This window comes from Mariniflexile sp. (genome assembly GCF_041583155.1).
Classification (GTDB): Bacteria; Bacteroidota; Bacteroidia; order Flavobacteriales; family Flavobacteriaceae; genus Mariniflexile.
Genome location: NZ_JBFHGK010000008.1, coordinates 69,455 through 87,428, shown reverse-complemented (window position 1 = coordinate 87,428; position 17,974 = coordinate 69,455). Strand labels below are relative to the sequence as shown.

Genomic DNA, 17,974 nt, shown 5'->3' with positions numbered 1-17,974 from the left:
ATTTCATATATTTGGCTAAGAAAATATAGGAATTATGTTACTGCTAAACATCGTAGACACCTCATTGCCGTTCACCAATCCGGTATTAAAGTTTTTTGTCATTTTAATAATTATACTCTTAGCACCCATACTTCTGAATAAATTAAGAATTCCACACATCTTAGGACTTATTGTAGCAGGTGCAATTATTGGTCCAAACGGCTATAATTTATTACTACGTGATAGTAGTATCATTTTATCAGGAACAGCAGGGTTACTATATATCATGTTTTTGGCAGGTTTAGAAATAGACATGAACGAGTTCAAAAAGAATAAATTTAAAAGTTTACTTTTTGGATTGTTTACCTTTTCAATTCCCATGATGTTTGGTGTGTTAGTAGGTGTTTTTATTTTAAAATTCACGGTAATGACTTCTGTATTACTTGCCAGTATGTTTGCCTCGCACACACTTATTGCCTACCCAATTTTGGGTCGGTTCGGAGTTTCTAAAAACAGATCTGTAAACATTGTAGTTGGTGGCACCATGATTACCGATACACTGGCACTTTTAGTACTTGCCATTGTTGTAGGCATGACCAAAGGCACTACAAACACAGCCTTTTGGATTCAATTATTTATCTCTGTTATGGTTTTTGGGTTTATTGTGTTACACATTTTCCCCATTATAGGTCGCTGGTTTTTAAAACGTTATCACGACCACATTTCGCAATACATTTTTGTATTAGTGATGTTATTCTTTGGAGCATTTTTGGCTGAAGTTGCCGGCATTGAGGCTATTATTGGCGCCTTACTTTCTGGCTTTGCTCTTAACAGATTAATTCCTGCTACCTCAGCATTAATGAATCGTATTGAGTTTGTTGGAAATGCCATTTTTATACCTTTTTTCCTAATTGGTGTTGGTATGCTAATTGATTACCGTGCGTTCTTCACCGATTTTGAAACCATATTAGTCGCTATTGTTATGACTATTGCTGTTACCTTAGCCAAGTTTATTGCCGCATGGTTTACTCAAAAATCATTTAAATTTTCAGCAGACGAGCGTCGCATAATTTTCGGACTAAGTATTGCGCATGCTGCCGTTACCCTTGCCACCGTTTCTGTGGGTTACAACATTATTATTGGTGAAACTGCTACAGGAGAACCCATAAGACTTTTGGGTGAAAGTATTTTAAATGGTACTATCATTATGATTTTAGTTACTTGTACCATTTCCACATTTGTGGTCCAAAAAGGTGCACGAAACCTGTCTCTTTTACAATTTACAGCAAAGGACAAGGAAAATTCAGCAAGTGAAGAAAAAATAGTTGTTGCCATCAACAATATTGAAACCGTAGAAGAACTCATCAGTTTAAGCACCATCTTAAAATCCAACGAGAAAAAGGATTCTCTTTTAGCTTTACATATTTTAAGAAACGATACCACCGATGTTCATGCAGAAACACTTGCTGTAAAAATTCTGGACAAAGCAATTCACATAGCTGCAGCAACCGATATGCACTTAAATAAGTTACTTCGCTACGACATGGATATTATGAGTGGTATTTTAAATGTCGCTAAAGAGCAAAAAGCAACCGATTTAATTTTAGGGTTACACATTAAAAAACATATTTCCGAATCGTTTTTAGGCAGTATAACAGAAGGGGTTTTATCAAAATGTAATGCCACCAGTTTTATCTACAAATCGATGCAACCTATCGCAACTATTAAAAGGCATATTGTAATTATGCCCAATAATGTTGAAAACGAAATAGGATTCCCTTTTTGGTTACTTAAAGTATGGAACATCGCTTACAACACAGGTAGTAAACTCATTTTTTATGGTACCGAACAAACAATAAAAGTGATTCAAGATGTGCACGAAGAACACCCGATTGACGCCGATTTTATCATTTTTAATAGCTGGAACGACACCAAGGCTCTTTCCAGTAATATCAAAATAGACGATAATTTAATTTTTATTTTAACCCGAAGAGACGAACCTTCATACCTAAAAAACTTAAAAAATATTTCTATATACTTAAACAGGTATTTGGCTTCCAATAGCTTCATTTTAGTTTGCCCAATTATGGAAACTCAAACTAGCAATGCTGCCATCGAATTCAACAATCCATCCCTGCTAGAACCTTTAGAAAAATTAGACGAATTAGGTAAAACTATAGCAAACGTTTTTAGAAAGAAATAACTGAATAAAACTGTTTTAAATTCATAAAAAACAACTATTTTTATTAAAGAATAATCGATTACATTTTCCTTAAAAATTTTACCAACTAAACACACCTAATGCCTACTAAACTAAAGAAAAAACATCTTAATTATCTTGGTTTACTGTTATTAAACCTAATTATAATAGCGTGCGGAAACAGCAAGACAACCAACAACAAAACATATCCTTCTAACCCACCAATAAAAATACAAACAATAGAAGACAAGGTTTACTGGGATTTAGTACATGGCAAAAAAGACATTGATTGGACACGACTAGACCCCACTCTAGAGTTTATAAAAAATGAATACGATTGCTCGGATTTCAGATTAGTTAATCTCATTCGTATTATTTATGAATATGGTGAGGTCATCCCTAAAGATTATAAAAACAAGATTGAAAATGTACTCTTCAATTTTCGTTATTGGTTAGATGATCCGGGTGAAAACTCTATGTGTTACTGGAGCGAAAACCATCAAATTCTTTTTGCTTCCGCTGAATATCTAATCGGTCAGAAATACCAGAATGAACTATTTCCAAAAAGTGGATTAACAGGTCGTCAACACATGGCAAAAGCAGAAGTCCGTATTCTGGATTGGCTACAAATGCGTTGGAACTATGGTTTCACCGAGTTTTATTCAAATGTGTATTATAAAGAAGACATTGGTGCTCTCATTAACTTAATAGATTATGCGGATTCGGTAAGCATATCTATAAAAAGTCAAATAATCATGGATTTACTATTCTATGATGTAGCGACCCAAAGTACCAAAAACATGTTTATTTCTACAAGCGGTCGCGCCTATGAACGTAACCGAAAAGGAGGTATTGATTACACCTTAAATGGCCTAACTCATTACTTTTGGAATGATGGCGAAGCCATTAAAGCAGGCATGATGTATGGGTTAATGACAAGTAATAAGTACACAGTACCACCAGTTTTAAAAAAAATAGCACAGGACAGTGCTAATGTTGTAATTAAACAAAATAACGGACTTAATATTTCGGATCTAAAACAAGAAGGTTACTATGGAAAAGATATGCGAAGCCTGATGATGCAATGGGGTATGGAAGCCTTTGCCAATCCAACAGTAGTAAGAAACTCATTATCTCATATTAGAAAATACAATATGTTATCCAATGAATTTCTAAAAGACTTCAAATCGCTCGATTTAAGGCCTTTACAACTGCTTCATTTAGAACCTCTTGTTATTCGAATAATTAATCCACAATTTCTTGGTTCAGCAATTCAAAACGGAAACACTTATACCTACAGAACTAAAGACTATTCCATTTATACAACTCAAAATCATCATGCCGGCAATTTTGCCGACCAACATCATATCTCTGGCATGAATATATCCAATCAATTTGCTATTTTTCATTGCCATCCAGCCGTTGAAAAAGATAAAAAAATGCATTCGCCTAACTATTGGGTTGGGTATGGCAGATTACCGCATGCTGTGCAAGAAAAAAACGTAAATCTTTCTATTTACAATATTCCTCGAAAAAAAGGCATGATGGAATTGGACTTATTAGATTATACACATGCTTATTTCCCGAAGCAATTGTTTGACTCTACCGTTGTTACCGATAATTATGCATTCGGAAAAAAAGGCGATACCTATTGCACATTTATTGGTGCCAATGCCTTAACATATCGGGATGGTGCTACCGACGATATTATTCAAAAAGGCAAGAAGGTATTTTGGATTACAGAAGCAGGATCAAAAACTGAAGATGGCTCATTTGAAGCCTTTATACAGCGTATAAAAAGTAATAAAATTGAGTTCAATGAAAAAAAACTGAAGCTGTATTATCAATCAAATAACAGTATATATGAATTAAAATATGATTCCGAATTTAAGTTGAATGGCGAGATTGTAAACACAGAATACCTCCGTTTTGATTCACCTTATGTGCAATCCGATAAAAAATCTGAAACCCAAATTATCAAGATGGGTGACGAATCGCTATTCCTCGATTTCAATAATTTGGTTCGGAAATTTTAAAACTGTCTATCAAATAAATAGCTTCAAAACACTAATTACCAGAAAAAATGCACTTATAAACACATTATTTTAAAATAAAACCAACAAATGAAAAATCAACTACTAATTATTTTTGTTAGCATCTTAAGTATCACATGCTATTCTCAGGTTTCCTTTGAAAAAGGCTATTATATCAGTAATGCTGGTGAAAAAATAGAATGTGAAATTAAAAATATTGATTGGAAGAACAATCCAACGGAATTTGAATTTAGACTTTTAGAAAACACAGAACAAGAAAGGGCAACCATAGAAAGTGTTAAAGAGTTTGGCATTTACAACCATTCCAAGTACGAAAGAGGCATTGTAAATATTGACAGATCGAGTAATTATATAGCCGATTTAAGCGTTGAAAAGAATCCCATATTTAAGGAGGAAACACTTTTTTTAAAAGTATTAGTTGTAGGAAAATCAAACTTATACAAATATGAAGATGGAAATTTAATAAGATTCTTTTATAGTAATAACGACTCTAAGGACATCCAACAGTTAGTTTATAAAAAATATAGAAATTCTGGGAGTATAATAGGAGAAAACAACCAGTTTAAACAACAATTATTCAACAATTTAAAATGTGAACAAATTAATTTTAAAGACTTTAACAGAATAAGTTATAAAAAAGATGAATTGATAAACCTATTCGTACGTTACAATAAATGTAATAATTCGGAAGTAGTTAATTTTGAAGAAAAACAAAAAAAAGATTTGTTTAACTTAAACCTTAGGCTTGGATTGAATAGTTCTTCTTTAGCAATAGAAAATTCGTTATCAAAAACTAGAACTATAGATTTCGATAACGAATTAGGGTTTAGAATAGGAATTGAAACCGAATTCATTTTGCCTTTTAATAACGACAAATGGGCTATTATTATAGAGCCAACTTATCAGTATTATAAATCTGAAAAAGCACAGACTAACCAAAATGTGAAAGCAGATTACAAATCCATTGAAATACCTGTTGGACTAAGACATTCATTCTTTCTGAACAACAATTCTAAAATTTTTATTAACAGCTCATTCATACTGGATTTCCCAACTAAATCTACAGTAACCTATAATAACTTTGGTTCTAAATTAGACATTACAAGATCCTCCAATTTAGGGTTTGGTGCAGGTTATAAACAAAATGATAAATACAGTTTAGAATTAAGATACCAAATAGATAGAGACTTATTAAATAGCTATCAATCCTATTATTCCGACTATAAAACGATATCTGTAATTTTTGGTTATTCTTTATTTTAAAAAAACAGTTCATTATATAAAAAAAATGATTTATGTGAGTTTCTAAAAAGAAAAAATAGAAGTACTACGTTAATTATATTTTCAAGGAGCCACATTTATAATTACCTCTACTAAAACATCATTGCGCATGTCATCTTCTAATTTTTCGAAGTATAATTAGAAGATGACAATTGCGCAATTATTCTTAAAGGAGACTTTCTAATGAACGGGGTCTAAAAAACATCTACCCCAAATTAGCCAAACTAGCTTTCAGCGTTTCAATTTTAGCCAAGGCATCGGCTTCTTTGTTGCGTTCGTTAGCAATAACCTGTTCTGGCGCACCAGCAACAAAACGCTCGTTTGAAAGCTTCTTTTGCACCGATTTTAAAAAGCCTTCCGTGTAATTTAACTCTTCTGTTAGTTTTTTAATTTCCGCCTCTACATCAATACTGCCTTCCATAGGAATAAAATACTCATTGGATTTTACTCGGAATGTTAGTGCGCCTTCAACTGCTTCATTTACATAATTTACAGCTTCCAGATTTCCTAATTTAGAAATAATATCGTCAAACGACGTGCTTACTTTTTCATTATTAATTACCGAAAAACCTATAGTATCTTTAAAGGCTATATTTTTTTCTTTCCTAACATTTCTAATACCAGAAATAACTTCTGAAGCGAATTCAAACTCCGAAACTAAAGCATCATTTATTGGTTTTGCTTCAGGCCATTTTGCTACAATTAACGCCTCTTCTGGAGTACGCTCTGCGATATAATGCCAAATATCTTCTGTTAAGAAAGGCATGAATGGGTGAACTATTTTTAGGTTTTCCTCAAAAATGGTTATAATCGATTTATAGGTAACAGCATCAATCGGTTGTTGGTAGGCTGGTTTAACCATTTCTAGCAACCAACCACAAAAATCGTCGTAAATTAATTTATAAATCGCCATCAAAGCATCGCTTAAACGGTATTTACTAAAATGATCTTCAATTTCTAATAGTGCTTTTTGGAATTTCGATTCATACCAAGTAATAGCTGTTTTACTAGAATTTGGCTGTGGAATTGTCTCGCTTATCTCCCATCCATCAACCAAACGGTAGGCATTCCAAATTTTATTTCCAAAGCCTTTACCTTGTTGGCAAAGCGCTTCATCAAACATTAAATCGTTTCCTGCTGCACTACTCAATAACAATCCAACGCGAACACCATCGGCACTGTATTCTTCAATTAATTTTAATGCATCAGGTGAGTTTCCTAACGATTTACTCATTTTTCGGCGTTGCTTATCTCGAACCAACCCTGTTAAGTACACATTATTAAATGGTTTTTCACCTTTATATTCATAACCTGCAATTATCATACGGGCTACCCAAAAGAATAAAATATCAGGACCAGTCACTAAATCGTTGGTCGGGTAATAATATTTTATATCGTCGTTTTCAGGGTTTCTAATACCATCAAACACACTCATTGGCCACAACCACGAAGAAAACCAGGTATCTAAAGCATCGGTATCTTGACGTAAATCGGTAATTTTTAGTTCTTGGTTGTTGGTTTTTTGTTTTGCTAATTCCAGAGCAATCTCAATGGTTTCTGCAACCACAAAGTCTTCCTTTCCATCACCATAATAGTATGCCGGAATTTGTTGTCCCCACAATAACTGACGTGAAATATTCCAGTCGCGGATGTTTTCCATCCAATGGCGATAGGTGTTTTCAAACTTTTTAGGGAACAATTTAATTTCAGAATCTTCACCTAAAACCGCTTCAATAGCAGGTTTAACCAATTCTTCCATTTTCAAAAACCATTGGTCCGATAAGCGTGGTTCAATAACTGCTTTAGTTCTTTCAGAAGTTCCTACCTTATTAATATGTGTTTCGGTTTTTACTAAAAAGCCGTTTTCTTCTAATTCTTTGGTAATTTCTTTTCTAACTACAAAACGATCTTTTCCTTGATAATGCAAGCCAAAACTGTTTAAACTGGCATCTTCATTAAAAATATCGATAACTTCAAGCTTGTGCTTATCGCCTAAAACTTTATCATTTTCATCGTGTGCAGGCGTTACCTTTAAACAACCTGTACCAAACTCCATATCTACATACTCATCTTCAATAATAGGAATTACGCGGTTGCAAATTGGCACAATAGCTTTTTTTCCACGTAAGTGTGCAAAACGTTCATCATTTGGATTAATACAGATTGCAGTATCACCAAAAATAGTTTCAGGACGTGTGGTTGCGATGGTTAACGTATCATCACTACCTTCAATTTTATAATTTAAGTAATAAAGGTTGCCTTGTTTTTCTTCATAAATAACCTCTTCATCGGAAAGTGTTGTTTTTGCCTCAGGGTCCCAATTTACCATTCGGTAACCACGATAAATAAGACCTTTATTGTGTAAATCTACAAACACTTTTATTACCGCTTCACTCATATCATCATCCATGGTGAATTTGGTTCTGTCCCAATCGCAAGAACAGCCAAGTTTTTTAAGCTGCTCTAAAATAACACCACCATATTCATGCGTCCAATCCCAAGCATGTTTTAAAAATTCTTCTCGGGATAAAGTATTTTTATAGATACCCTGCTCTTTAAGTTTTGCTACTACTTTTGCTTCGGTAGCAATCGAGGCATGGTCGGTACCAGGAACCCAACAGGCATTTTTGCCCTGTAAACGTGCGCGACGAATTAGTACATCTTGAATGGTATTATTTAACATGTGCCCCATGTGCAAAACCCCCGTTACGTTTGGCGGTGGAATTACAATAGTGTAAGGTTCTCTATGGTCTGGTTCTGAATGGAAATAATTGTGTTTCATCCAGTAGTTGTACCACTTAGTTTCTACCTGACTAGCATCATATTTTGAAGGCATTTGCATACTTTGGAATAGTTTTTGAATAATAATTGCCAAAAGTACTCATATTTCTTATTCTGTGAAAGGTATAACAAAGGATTCATAAAAGGATTTATATGTTATTTTAACAAAAATTAAGAATTATAATAGAAAAGTAATATGTACATTTACCTTATTAATCACACACTAAAACTGCATTTCAACTGTTTATTTTGCTGTTTGTAGAAATAATAAGTATATTTGAATCCAATGTAGATTAGGAACGTTTAATACAAATAGAAACAAAAAAGTAAATCATAAATTTTAAACCATGAAAAAAATAATTACAGTTTTATTTATCACACTAGTTAGTTTTGCAGTTAATGCACAAGACAAAGTTGCTAAAATAGAATTTAAAACAGAAACAATAGATTACGGAACCATTGAAAAAGGATCAAACGGTGTTCGTGTTTTTGAGTTTACAAATACAGGTAACGCCCCTTTAATAATTTCTCAAGTTACATCTAGTTGTGGTTGTACCATACCTAAAAAACCTGAGGGACCAATTTTACCAGGAAAAACAGGTGTTATTGAAGTTAAATACGATACTAACAGAGTAAACCCAATTAGAAAAACGGTTACTGTAATTTCTAATGCAGATACTCCAACAGTTGCCTTAAAAATTAAAGGTGACGTTGTAGATACTAAAAGTACTAACGTACTAGAAAAAACAAAGAGTGTAGTTCAAAAATAACATACTTTAAAATGAGTTTTTAAAAGCCCTAAAGTAATTTAGGGCTTTTTTTATGTTCAAAAAGGATTCTCTAAATAAAAACTAAAGTTTAAAATTTGCCCATTCCTATTTACTTTTAATCGCACCCGTTTACCTTCATCCTTATGAAATTCATTAGTTATTTCTTGAAGTGAAAAATGGTAAGACGCTTTATTATTTACACTTAAAATAATATCACCCACCAACAAACCAGCTGCTGCAGCGGTTGAATTTTTTCGTAATTCTGCTATAATATACACTGGTTTAAGTGCTACTTTATACTGCCTATCAATAATAATTTTTGTATTATTATTAACATTATTTTTTGACAACCTAGAAACACCTTCCAAAACCTCGTTATCAAGCAGTTTAACAAACCTAAGGCCATCATGAGCCAATTCAATACCACTTTTATTATAACTAAACTTTTCCTTAAAATAAGAATTTCTTTTAATCGTAACTATTCCTTTTTGATAATTGAAAATCCAATTAAACCGCTTTAACATATTTCCTGAAAGGCTTCCATTACGATCCTTAACCATTTGCGCATAAGAAACTGAAGTACTATCTGGAAAAGCCACATTAGCATCTTTTAAGACAAACCTTTTCAAATGAAGCGCATCAATATTGGAACGTTTGCCATAAATACTACCACTTAAACCATGACCTAAAAAATCCTTAAAAAACTTAATATCGCAGGTAATTCCTAATGAATCATTTTCAAACAACCACAACACATCACTTCCACCGGAATCTATTAAAAGCTTAACAGGTATTGTCTTACCATTAATAGTAACTTCAGTATTAATATAAGGTTTGGTGTTATGAAATTCCAGATAAAAGATTTCACATCTTTTACAGTTTTTATACCGGTACGCATCAGGTTTTGTTAATTTTAAATATTTCTTTGAATAATTTATTTCTACAATTAATTCTTTAAAAATATCGTTACCTATAATACCATGCACCGGAAATCCTAATTTCGGAGCTAAATTCAATTTAACATCATAAATAGCATAAAGCTCCTGATTTAATTTTATGGCATCTCCAATTCTTAAAATATTGTTATTGGATTTTAAAGCTTCAACCGACTCGCCCTCTCCTAAACCTCTTAAAAAAATGGATTCTGTATTTTTAATCTTTAAGGTGTCAGAAAGGTTTAAAAAATTAAAAATGATAGGTTTGCTAACGCCAGTATCTAAAAGAAAAGATAGAGTAACCCCATTAATTTCGACAGGGATGATGATGAGATTATTAACAAACTGAAAATTAACTTTAACCGATTTATGTTTATTTTGAATGATAAAATCGCCCTGGGAAAATGCAAGATTACCCAAAAAAGAAACAATTACCAGAAAAAACACAAGATTCCTCATTAAACTAAGTTTAAAAACCCCTAATTTTTAAGAAGTTGATGGCATACATAAAAAGTTTATAAAACAATTCTTATTAATTACTAATCAATTTGGCTAATTAACTAGGTTATACACGTATATAATTTACAAATCTTTATCGAGTAATCTATATTTAGTCTGTATTTTAATAAACTTTAAGATAATTTTCTCAACTTTGCGCCCTATAATTTTTAAATAAATGCCAACTATATCTAAAAAAGGGCTATTAATGCCTGAATCTCCTATTAGAAAATTAGTTCCTTATGCTGAGCAAGCTGTTAAGGATGGAAAATCTATATATTATCTTAATATTGGTCAACCCGATATTAAAACTCCTGAAGTCGCCTTAAAGGCTGTAAAAGAAAACGATGTTGAAATTTTATCGTATTCCAAATCTGAAGGTTCAGGTACTTACAGACAAAAGCTTGCCAATTACTTTAAAACACATGACATTCATGTAGATTCTAAAGATATCGTTGTAACAACAGGTGCCAGTGAAGCCTTGCTTTTTGTTTTCGGAAGTATCATGGATCCAGATGATGAAGTTATTATTTCTGAACCATTTTATGCCAATTATATTGCATTTTCTACAGCTTCTGGTGTTAAAGTGGTTCCTATAGTTTCTAAAATTGAAGATAATTTTGCTTTACCTTCTATAGAGGCCTTCGAAAAACTAATCACACCAAAAACAAAAGCCATATTAATATGTAACCCAGGGAATCCTACTGGGAATTTATATTCGAAAGAAGAAATTCAAAAATTAACGGCTATTGTTAAAAAACACGATTTATTTTTAATTGCAGATGAAGTGTACCGCGAGTTTGTGTACGATGGTGAAACCCACTACTCCATCATGCAAGAAAAAGGAATTGAAGATCATGCGATTATGATAGATTCTGTGTCTAAACGATACAGTATGTGTGGTGCTCGTGTTGGTTGTTTAGTTTCTAAGAATAAAAGCGTTATACAAACTGTTATTAAATTTGCTCAAGCAAGGTTAAGTCCGCCAACATACGCTCAAATTGCGAGCGAAGCAGCTCTGGATACACCTAGAAGCTATTTTGATGATGTTATTAAAGAATATATTGGACGTAGAGATACCCTTATAAGCGAACTTCAAAAAATAGAAGGTATAAAAGTAAGCAATCCTAAAGGTGCTTTTTATTGCGTTGTAGAATTACCGGTTAAAAACTCCGATCATTTTGCGCAATGGCTTTTAGAAGAATTTGAAATTAATGGCGAAACCGTAATGGTTGCCCCTGCTGGTGGGTTTTATTCTACCCCTGGATTAGGGTTAAACCAAATTCGAATTGCATACGTACTAAAAAAAGAAAGCTTAATTAAAGCGGTACACATTTTAAAAGAAGCTCTTAAAGTTTATAAAGACCTAAATGCTACTAAAAAAGCGAAAAAAGTGGTAAATTCATAGTTTGATAAACACTAAAAAACAATGTTGAACGTTACCACTAAGGAATTGGTTTTTCGTTAAATTTTTAAACTTTTAATAGAGAGTAAGAATAAGGTTATTAAGGTGAAACATTCCGTTTTTCAATTTTAATATTGAAATGGATTTGTGATTCTTAAAGAGAAACAATTACGAATTAATAAAACTAAAACACATACCTTTTGAAATTTAATCCTTGTATTTTGTTCATTTAACTTTAGTGCTTTATCAGGTTAATCATTCAATAGAATCCTAAATCCATAAATCGTGCAAATTCAACAAAACGTATCTTTAAAACCTTTTAACACCTTTGGTATTGAAGCTAATGCAGCACATTTTGTTAGCATTTCTACCATTGAAGAATTAAAAAATGTTTTAGAATTAAAGAACTACACAAACAAACTTCTTTTGGGTGGTGGTAGTAATATGCTACTCACTAAAGATTACGATGGTTTGGTAATTCATGTGAATTTAAAAGGTATCGAAATTGTAAAAGAAGACGACGATTTTGTGTATGTTAAGGCAGCTGCCGGTGAAGTTTGGCACGAGTTAGTTATTTGGTGTATTAATAACGACTTTGGTGGTATTGAAAATTTATCATTAATTCCTGGCAATGTTGGTACAGCACCCATCCAAAATATTGGTGCTTATGGTGTGGAGCTTAAAGATATTTTTGAGTCTTGCGAAGCCATGTCTATTGATAACGCTTCGATAAAAACATTTTATAAAGAAGAATGTCTTTTCGATTATAGAAACTCCGTTTTTAAACAGGAAGCTAAAGGGCAATTTATAATAACGACTGTAACGTTAAAACTAACAAAGCGTAACCACCAGCTTCATATTAATTATGGCACAATTGCATCACAATTGGAAATTATGCAAATTGAAAACCCAACAATTCAGGATATTTCAAAAGCCGTAATTTACATTCGCGAAAGCAAACTACCAAACCCAAAAGAGATAGGTAATAGTGGTAGCTTTTTTAAAAACCCAATTATTTCCAAGAATCATCATAACAAATTACTTCAAAATTTTGAAGACATACCGAGCTATACCATTTCAGATACCGAAGTAAAAATTCCTGCAGGTTGGCTTATTGAAAAAGCTGGTTTTAAAGGCAAACGCTTTGGAGATTATGGTGTACATAAAAATCAGGCCCTAGTGCTTGTTAATTATGGTAATGCTAAGGGCTCTGACATTTTAAAATTATCAGAATTAATACAAAAAACAATAGAACGTTTATTTGAAATTTCAATAGAGGCAGAAGTTAACATCCTATAATAGCAAAGAAATCTCTAACTTTGGCATCATAAAATAGTTAGTTTTTCAATTTTAAACCTATTCATTTTGATTACACCTATAGAAAAAGAAATAGTTACCTTACTGGAACGTGGCGACAAAAAGGCCATTACCTTGCTGTATGATAACTATGCCGATTCCCTTTATGGTGTTATAAAAAAAATTATAGCAGATGATGACACAGCCCAAGATGTGCTTCAGGAAAGCTTTATAAAAATTTGGCGATACGCTAAAAAATATGATTCTGATAAAGCAAAATTATTTACCTGGCTTTATAGAATTGCCTATAACACTGCTATTGACAAGGTTAGATCCCAAAAAAATAAAGATGGTAAAGAAGTCCAAATTGATAAATCTACCGTATATAAAATATCTGCGGACGAATTAAATCAGGATGTAATGGACATGCAAAAACACCTGGGTAGTTTGGACGAAAAATATCAAATAGTACTAAATGCACTCTTTTTTGAGGGTATGACCCAACAAGAAGCCAGCGAAGAACTTGATATCCCGCTGGGAACAATTAAATCGAGATTAAAGATTGGATTGCGTGAATTGAAAAAAATTTATAATCCTTAACAAAAAAACGTCATGAATGCGAAAATAACTACTTTTTTAAATTCTGGCCTACTAGAAAAATATCTATTAGGTGAAACTACTTCTGCCGAAACAGAAATGGTTGAGTCTTATATTTCAAAATATCCAGAAGTACAGAATTTCTACAACACATTGCAGTACAACTTAGAAATAGTTACAAAAAGCAATGCTGTTGAAGCTCCTAAAAACATCTTAGATAACATATTAGATGAATTAGACGACACTCCAGTTGTACCGTTAAACGCTACTAAAAAGTACAAATCTTGGTACAAATTAAGCATTGCAGCAAGTATTGCAGCCTTTTTGTTTGCTGGGACTTCATACTTGTTCTATCAACAAAATCAAAAACTAAATGAAGAAAACCAAGTGGTTGTTGATGAAATTTTTGATTTACGTAGTGATATTGAAGCAAACAATAAAAAGTTAGATGAAGTTATGGACCAGTTTATGGAACTTAACGACCCTAATACTTACAAATACATCATACAAGGAAATAGTTTAGCTAAAGATTTAAAAACTGTGGCCTACATTAATCCAAAAGAAAAGACATCGATGATTGATGTGGTGTCTTTACCAGAATTACCAGAAGAACAATGTTATCAAATTTGGGCAGAATTACAAGGTAAAATGGTAAGTTTAGGCATTTTAAGCGAAGCTGACAGACAATTAAAAATGATACCTTATACTGAAGATGCATTGGCGTTAAACATTACCATTGAACCTAAAGGCGGTAATACCAGAGCATCGTTAGATCATATGGTTGCTGAAATTGAATTACATTAATTAATTAATCGTAATATTAAAAAACCCTCTATTAAAAGCCTCATTTGAATCTTCAGGTGAGGCTTTTTTAATACCCATAATTTATTAACTTTCTATTTACAAACTTTCTCCAATAATTAGTTAAATCCCGTATCTTTGCAAAAAATATTATAACGTGATACGTCCATCACGAATAATGTAGTCAATAATGAAATGATTATATGAATATTGGACGTTATCACAAGAATTCAATAAACAGAAACAAATGAAACTTCTTTTTATAACTATTGCTTTATTAGGATTAGGAATTGCTGGTATTGCCATAAAAATATGGGCTAAAAAAAATGGAAAATTTTCAGGCACTTGCGCTAGCCAAAATCCAATGCTTAACAAAACTGGTGAAAGCTGTGGTTTTTGTGGAAAAACTCCAGACCAATTTGAAAATTGTAACGAACCAAAACATTCCTAGTTTTACATGGTTTTACTTGATTTATTATTCTACAGCTTCATCGGAGTTGTAGTTATTCAAGTTATTTATTTAATTGGTTTCTTTGGAAAATTTGCCTTCCTAAAATCGCAAAGCAGCTCGCCCAAAGATTTTGCAGTTTCCGTAATCATATGTGCCAAGAATGAAGCAGAAAATCTTAAAAAATTTTTGCCATCGGTATTAAATCAAGAATATCCTAATTTTGAACTTGTTTTAATAAACGACGCTTCATCGGATGATACATTGGAAGTTATTGAAAGCTTTGCGGCCAACCATAGCAACATAAAAATTGTAAACGTAAAAAACATTGAAGCCTTTTGGGGTAATAAAAAATATGCTTTAACCTTAGGTATTAAAGCCTCAAAACACAATCACCTCTTGTTTACTGATGCAGATTGCAAACCAGTGTCAAAATACTGGATACAAGAAATGGCTGCTTGTTTTAGTAATAATAACAGTATTGTTTTAGGTTATGGAGGCTATTCAAAAATTAAAAAATCACTTTTAAACAAACTAATTCGATTTGAAACCTTAGTAACTGCCATACAATATTTTTCATTTGCAAAAGCAGGAATTCCTTACATGGGCGTTGGCAGAAATTTAGCTTATACTAAAGAGGAATTTTTTAAAGCCAACGGTTTTATTAATCATATTAAAGTACGTTCAGGCGATGACGATTTGTTTGTAAATCAAGTTGCTAATAAAAACAATACAGCCATTTGTTTTTCCGAAAATAGCTTTACACTTTCAACCCCAAAAAAAACATTTCGTGATTGGATTAAGCAGAAAAGACGACATATTTCAACAGCAAAATATTATAAATCAATTCACAAAATTTTATTAGTAATACTGTACTGTTCCCAATTTTTATTTTGGCTTTTTTCAACTATCTTACTAATAACTACTTTTAAATGGCAAATCGTTGTAGCATTAGTTGCACTAAGACTCATACTTTATTATTCTGTAATTGGAGCTTCCTCTAAGAAATTAGGTGAAAAAGACTTGATTTTAACACTTCCAATTTTAGAAATCTTTTTAATTATTATACAATTAACTATCTTTATAAATAATCTGATATCAAAACCAAATCATTGGAAATAAGTGATGCTATTAAACGAGCTAAAGAAAACGATCAAAAAGCGTTTAATTTTTTGTTAGATACGTTTTGGGATAACGTGTATGGTTTTCAGTTAAAACGTATTCAAAATGAAAATGATGCTGAAGACATCACTATTCAAACATTTTCTAGAGCTTTTGATCGTATAGAAACTTTTGATGAAAGCTATAAATTTAAGACTTGGTTAATTACTATTTCTAAAAATATTCATATTGATTTACTGCGGAAAGAAAAAAACTCTATTTCGCAAGTTATTTCGAATGATGATAAATCGGTTTATCAAATTCTAGATGAATCACCTTCACCAGAAGATGAATTAATCACGGAACAACATTTAGCAAAATTATTGCGTGATATAAAAAAGTTAAAACCGCATTATCAAGAAATTATCAATCTTCGTTACTTTCAAGAATTAAGCTATAAAGAAATTTCTATTCAGCTTAAAGAACCCATTAATAATGTGAAAGTGAAATTACTTCGAGCCAAAAAACTACTTGCCGAAATTATTAAAGAAGCATAATGTTTACTAAAATTAAAAATTTAGGCCCTGGTTTATTATTTGCTGGTGCAGCAATTGGAGTGTCTCATTTAGTGCAATCTACCCGAGCTGGTGCCGATTTTGGTTTGGGTTTAATATGGGCATTGCTTTTAGTAAACATATTTAAATATCCCTTTTTTCAATTTGGGCCGCGATACGCAACAGCAACGGGAGAAAGCTTATTAGATGGGTATAACAAATTAGGAAAAGGGGTATTAGCAACCTACTTCATATTAAATATAGCAACGATATTTACCATTCAAACAGCCGTAACTATTGTAACTGCAGGTTTAGCCTCTACACTTTTTGGCGATTTTGGCACTTTTTATATTGGCATTAGAACCCTAACTAGTACCGAAATTTACACCATAGCTATCCTCATTATTTGTTTACTATTATTGCTCTTAGGAAAATATAAACTTTTAGATAAGTTGATGAAAATAATAGTAATCACCTTAACTATAAGTACCATAATAGCGGTAACTATGGCATTATCCAAAAGTACCGAACCACTTTCCTTTAAACAAATACTTCCTAATAATAGTCTTGAAATTGCTTTTTTAATAGCCTTCATGGGTTGGATGCCGGCGCCTTTGGATGTTTCGGTGTGGCAATCGCTTTGGGCAATTGAAAAGCATAAAGAAAATAAACAATACACCCCACAGTCGGCATTATTCGATTTTAACATTGGCTATATTAGCACTATCTTTATTGGCATTGGCTTTCTGCTATTAGGTGTCCTAGTGATGTACCATAGCGGGGAAACATTTAGTAATTCAGCAAACATATTTTCCAAACAATTAATAAATATGTACACTAAAAACTTAGGTAGCTGGGCGTATTTAATTATTGGAATTGCTGCTTTCACGACTATGTTTAGCACAACCTTAACCACCTTGGACGCCTCACCTAGAACAATGGCTAAAACAACATCGCTCCTTTTCAAAAACACGACTATATTTAATTATTCCTTTTGGATTGCCATCTTAACGATAGGAACTGTTGTAATATTTTTGTTTTTTGCTTCAGAAATGGGGTTACTTATTAAGGTGGCAACTATTTTATCATTCATCACAGCGCCTTTCTATGCCATTATTAATTACATTCTAATTTCTAGCAAACACACTCCAACCGCCTGGCAACCCTCCAGAAAAATGCACGTTTTTAGCTGGTTAGGCATCTTATTTTTAATAGGATTCAGCTTCTGGTATCTAGCCACTTTATAGCCTCATTTTAAAAGAATACTTTGTATC

General features: G+C 32.4%; 14 protein-coding genes. 12 read left to right on the top strand and 2 right to left on the bottom strand.

The annotated features are described in order from the left end of the window. Window positions 1-34: 34 nt before the first annotated feature. From ABYI63_RS04720 to ABYI63_RS04710, 3 genes are all read left to right on the top strand, one after another. A complete protein-coding gene (locus tag ABYI63_RS04720; protein ID WP_372753969.1) occupies window positions 35-2,182 on the top strand; it encodes a cation:proton antiporter in 2,148 nt (715 codons plus the stop codon). Window positions 2,183-2,280: 98 nt separating this feature from the next. Continuing rightward, a complete protein-coding gene (locus ABYI63_RS04715; RefSeq protein ID WP_372753967.1) occupies window positions 2,281-4,215 on the top strand; it encodes a hypothetical protein in 1,935 nt (644 codons plus the stop codon). 87 nt (window positions 4,216-4,302) lie between these two features. Then, window positions 4,303-5,496 (top strand): outer membrane beta-barrel protein, encoded by a 1,194-nt coding sequence (locus ABYI63_RS04710; protein ID WP_372753965.1) that lies wholly within the window; start codon window positions 4,303-4,305, stop codon window positions 5,494-5,496. A gap of 223 nt (window positions 5,497-5,719) precedes the next feature. Here ABYI63_RS04710 and ABYI63_RS04705 read toward each other — a convergent pair whose 3' ends face one another. Then, entirely contained in the window at window positions 5,720-8,356 is a 2,637-nt protein-coding gene (locus ABYI63_RS04705) for a valine--tRNA ligase (RefSeq protein ID WP_372754023.1), read from the bottom strand. 286 nt (window positions 8,357-8,642) lie between these two features. Here ABYI63_RS04705 and ABYI63_RS04700 point away from each other — a divergent pair, with 286 nt between their 5' ends. Next, window positions 8,643-9,065, top strand: a complete 423-nt coding sequence (locus tag ABYI63_RS04700; protein WP_372753963.1) for a DUF1573 domain-containing protein — start codon at window positions 8,643-8,645, stop codon at window positions 9,063-9,065. Between the two features lie 56 nt (window positions 9,066-9,121). Here the strand turns inward: ABYI63_RS04700 and ABYI63_RS04695 are convergent, their stop codons facing one another. After that, window positions 9,122-10,459 (bottom strand): aspartyl protease family protein, encoded by a 1,338-nt coding sequence (locus tag ABYI63_RS04695; RefSeq protein WP_372753960.1) that lies wholly within the window; start codon window positions 10,457-10,459, stop codon window positions 9,122-9,124. Between the two features lie 217 nt (window positions 10,460-10,676). On the opposite strand from ABYI63_RS04695, the gene ABYI63_RS04690 reads away from it, so the two are divergent. From ABYI63_RS04690 to ABYI63_RS04655, 8 genes are all read left to right on the top strand, one after another. Beyond that, on the top strand, window positions 10,677-11,906 hold the full coding sequence (locus tag ABYI63_RS04690; protein ID WP_372753958.1) for a pyridoxal phosphate-dependent aminotransferase: 1,230 nt from the start codon (window positions 10,677-10,679) through the stop codon (window positions 11,904-11,906). A 282-nt stretch (window positions 11,907-12,188) separates the two neighbouring features. Then, window positions 12,189-13,202: a UDP-N-acetylmuramate dehydrogenase gene (gene murB / locus ABYI63_RS04685; protein WP_372753956.1), complete on the top strand. Its 1,014-nt coding sequence runs from the start codon at window positions 12,189-12,191 to the stop codon at window positions 13,200-13,202. 66 nt (window positions 13,203-13,268) lie between these two features. Continuing rightward, complete coding sequence (locus tag ABYI63_RS04680) at window positions 13,269-13,799, top strand: RNA polymerase sigma factor (protein WP_372753954.1); 531 nt, start codon at window positions 13,269-13,271, stop codon at window positions 13,797-13,799. A gap of 12 nt (window positions 13,800-13,811) precedes the next feature. Next, window positions 13,812-14,600, top strand: coding sequence for an anti-sigma factor domain-containing protein (locus ABYI63_RS04675; protein ID WP_372753952.1), 789 nt, complete (start codon window positions 13,812-13,814; stop codon window positions 14,598-14,600). Window positions 14,601-14,844: 244 nt separating this feature from the next. After that, window positions 14,845-15,048, top strand: a complete 204-nt coding sequence (locus ABYI63_RS04670) for a membrane or secreted protein (RefSeq protein ID WP_372753950.1) — start codon at window positions 14,845-14,847, stop codon at window positions 15,046-15,048. Window positions 15,049-15,054: 6 nt separating this feature from the next. Next, entirely contained in the window at window positions 15,055-16,167 is a 1,113-nt protein-coding gene (locus ABYI63_RS04665) for a glycosyltransferase (protein WP_372753948.1), read from the top strand. Beyond that, the gene (locus tag ABYI63_RS04660) at window positions 16,158-16,703 is read left to right on the top strand and encodes an RNA polymerase sigma factor (RefSeq protein WP_372753946.1); all 546 of its coding nucleotides are present in this window, start codon (window positions 16,158-16,160) and stop codon (window positions 16,701-16,703) included. The genes ABYI63_RS04665 and ABYI63_RS04660 overlap by 10 nt, the downstream gene beginning before the upstream one ends. After that, window positions 16,703-17,947 (top strand): NRAMP family divalent metal transporter, encoded by a 1,245-nt coding sequence (locus tag ABYI63_RS04655; RefSeq protein ID WP_372753944.1) that lies wholly within the window; start codon window positions 16,703-16,705, stop codon window positions 17,945-17,947. The genes ABYI63_RS04660 and ABYI63_RS04655 overlap by 1 nt, the downstream gene beginning before the upstream one ends. Window positions 17,948-17,974: the final 27 nt, after the last annotated feature.

Bases quoted from the DNA above. Each gene is read 5' to 3' on its own strand.
- ABYI63_RS04710 (WP_372753965.1), top strand. From the start codon at position 4,303: ATGAAAAATCAACTACTAATTATTTTTGTTAGCATCTTAAGTATCACA.
- ABYI63_RS04670 (WP_372753950.1), top strand. From the start codon at position 14,845: ATGAAACTTCTTTTTATAACTATTGCTTTATTAGGATTAGGAATTGCT.
- ABYI63_RS04665 (WP_372753948.1), top strand. From the start codon at position 15,055: ATGGTTTTACTTGATTTATTATTCTACAGCTTCATCGGAGTTGTAGTT.
- ABYI63_RS04720 (WP_372753969.1), top strand. From the start codon at position 35: ATGTTACTGCTAAACATCGTAGACACCTCATTGCCGTTCACCAATCCG.
- ABYI63_RS04655 (WP_372753944.1), top strand. From the start codon at position 16,703: ATGTTTACTAAAATTAAAAATTTAGGCCCTGGTTTATTATTTGCTGGT.
- ABYI63_RS04705 (WP_372754023.1), bottom strand. From the start codon at position 8,356: ATGCAAATGCCTTCAAAATATGATGCTAGTCAGGTAGAAACTAAGTGG.
- ABYI63_RS04700 (WP_372753963.1), top strand. From the start codon at position 8,643: ATGAAAAAAATAATTACAGTTTTATTTATCACACTAGTTAGTTTTGCA.
- ABYI63_RS04675 (WP_372753952.1), top strand. From the start codon at position 13,812: ATGAATGCGAAAATAACTACTTTTTTAAATTCTGGCCTACTAGAAAAA.
- ABYI63_RS04695 (WP_372753960.1), bottom strand. From the start codon at position 10,459: ATGAGGAATCTTGTGTTTTTTCTGGTAATTGTTTCTTTTTTGGGTAAT.
- ABYI63_RS04715 (WP_372753967.1), top strand. From the start codon at position 2,281: ATGCCTACTAAACTAAAGAAAAAACATCTTAATTATCTTGGTTTACTG.
- ABYI63_RS04690 (WP_372753958.1), top strand. From the start codon at position 10,677: ATGCCAACTATATCTAAAAAAGGGCTATTAATGCCTGAATCTCCTATT.